The organism is Oceaniserpentilla sp. 4NH20-0058 (genome assembly GCF_040371755.1).
Lineage (GTDB): Bacteria > Pseudomonadota > Gammaproteobacteria > Pseudomonadales > Oceanobacteraceae > Bermanella.
Genome location: NZ_BAABWE010000023.1, coordinates 1 through 1948, shown reverse-complemented (window position 1 = coordinate 1948; position 1948 = coordinate 1). Strand labels below are relative to the sequence as shown.

The window sequence follows — 1948 nt, the reverse complement described above, 5'->3', positions numbered from 1 at the left end:
GCTCTGCAGACGCACAAGCGCGACGTGTATCTAGTGATATATAGTCCCACGACGTGTATCCCCGAAATCAGGGATGATTAAGCTGATAATCAGTTGAAAGTACCAGTTACAAAAAATGGTAAGAAAATGAATAGGTTGCGAGAGTACAAAGGCACACAGAATTGACCGAACCATGCTTTATACCCCATGATTGCTGGATTAGAAAGGAATGTGTGGCGTAAAATATCTCGGCAAACACGTCAACTATAAAAAGCGTCATGCGACGTTGAATAAACTGTTATGAGTAAATCATGATTGAGATAATAACTTTGCTTCTACTTCCGCTAATAGTGGCCATGTTTCTGATGGTTCCTATTTGGTTTATTATTATTTCTAAGTATTTTCGCTACCTAAGGGAAAATCATTCTGAAATTTATAGAAACATAGGTGAGCCATCATTGTTTGGTAACAATACGCCATCAAACAACATTTCATTTATTCGGTACGTTTGTGGCAAGCAGTATCTTGCAACAGAAAATGCTGAGTTGATATCCAAGAGCCTTTTCCTTAAAAGTTTTTTTTACACATATCTAGCCATTTTTTTTATGGTAATAATTGGGGTCGTAAGTGTCGGCAACTCATAACAAACCGCTCAAAGATCAGCCGCGTTGCGGCTTGGACCTCCGTTCCGGCGCTCGTTTTTGGGATCACGCTACGCTACCCAAAAAAGTTCGCCTCCACTTCGGCCCTTTAGCGGGACGTTAAATATATTTGGAGCAGAAATGAAAATAGGTATTACTATTGCCGTTATTGTAATCTCTTTGATTACTTCCTACGTTCTACTCTCTACGAAACACTATGCTAAAAGCCAGCTATCAAATGTTTGTAATTTTCTAAATGATGAAACGGATTTAATCCCAAGGGTCGGGCGGCAAGCTAAAATACATCTTCGCATGGCAAAATCGCAGTTTTCTCAATTTAGATGTGTGCTCTCAAATAAGACGTTTCACGGCGGGCTACCTTTTACTATCTCCATGCATATTAATTCTGATTCTGACGAAATTATGATTCTATACTACGGCTTCAGCTTCCCTAGCCCGGTTTATTATCACCAAAGTAGTTATTTTGAGCATGCACACATTTAACAAAGCCAGCCAATTCGCCAGCAAGCTGGCTGGACTCGTTTCACTCGCCTTTTGTGTCGGCGATGAGGCTGTAGAAAAACCTCAACGCAAAATATAAAACGCGTTCTACGTTAAATTTGAAGAAAGCTTAATGGTCAAATCTATGCAGATTTTAAACTGAGGTGCATTTTTAGGATGATTTTTTGTCCTATTTTTAAAATAAAGTAATGGCTGAGAGTTTTTTACAGTCTCGTTATAAGGCATATTAAATGAAGAAATTGACAATCTTGCTAATGCTTTGGGCATTTATTAGTTCTGTTGAGGCAAATACAGAATGTCCAGAAGAGGAAAGAATTAAACCGTATCTTCAATTTTTCTTTCCTATTCTAGGCTTGGCTGCTTGGGATAACTTATGTTCTCACATTACAGCAGGAGATTTTAATGCTGATGGGAAGAATGATATTACAGCGGTACTTAGCGAAGTTAAGCCGACAGAAAAATATGCTGATGGAACTTTATGGTACAGAACTTATGTTGTAGTGCTACTAGCTGGTAATCTTCCTTATAATCAATTTCAAACTGTATTTATAAGGACGGATGGGAATAACCCTGGTGGAGTTAGTGTTAACGCAATAAAAACTGATCGTGGCCATGATGTTGTAGTTGAGGTAGCGGGTTATAGTCATACTCGATACAGCTGGGGAAAATTTGGTTTTGATGTCCTTAAGCATTCCGCAGATTGACCCTATAACAAACAAAGGCAGCACGTAGGTTGGGTAAGTGAGGAACGAACGCCTCCCAACATTTGATGTCTAGGCATTCATAATTCCCCATACGTCGGATGG

2 protein-coding genes are annotated in these 1948 nt (G+C 39.2%); both read left to right on the top strand.

Features of this window, described 5'->3' with window-relative positions; all coding sequences use genetic code 11:
• Positions 1 to 761: 761 nt before the first annotated feature.
• A complete protein-coding gene (locus ABWV45_RS15450) occupies positions 762 to 1124 on the top strand; it encodes a hypothetical protein (RefSeq protein ID WP_353352618.1) in 363 nt (120 codons plus the stop codon).
• 248 nt (positions 1125 to 1372) lie between these two features.
• Positions 1373 to 1846 carry a hypothetical protein gene (locus tag ABWV45_RS15445; RefSeq protein WP_353352617.1) on the top strand — a complete coding sequence of 158 codons (474 nt, stop codon included), beginning with the start codon at positions 1373 to 1375 and terminating at the stop codon, positions 1844 to 1846.
• Positions 1847 to 1948: the final 102 nt, after the last annotated feature.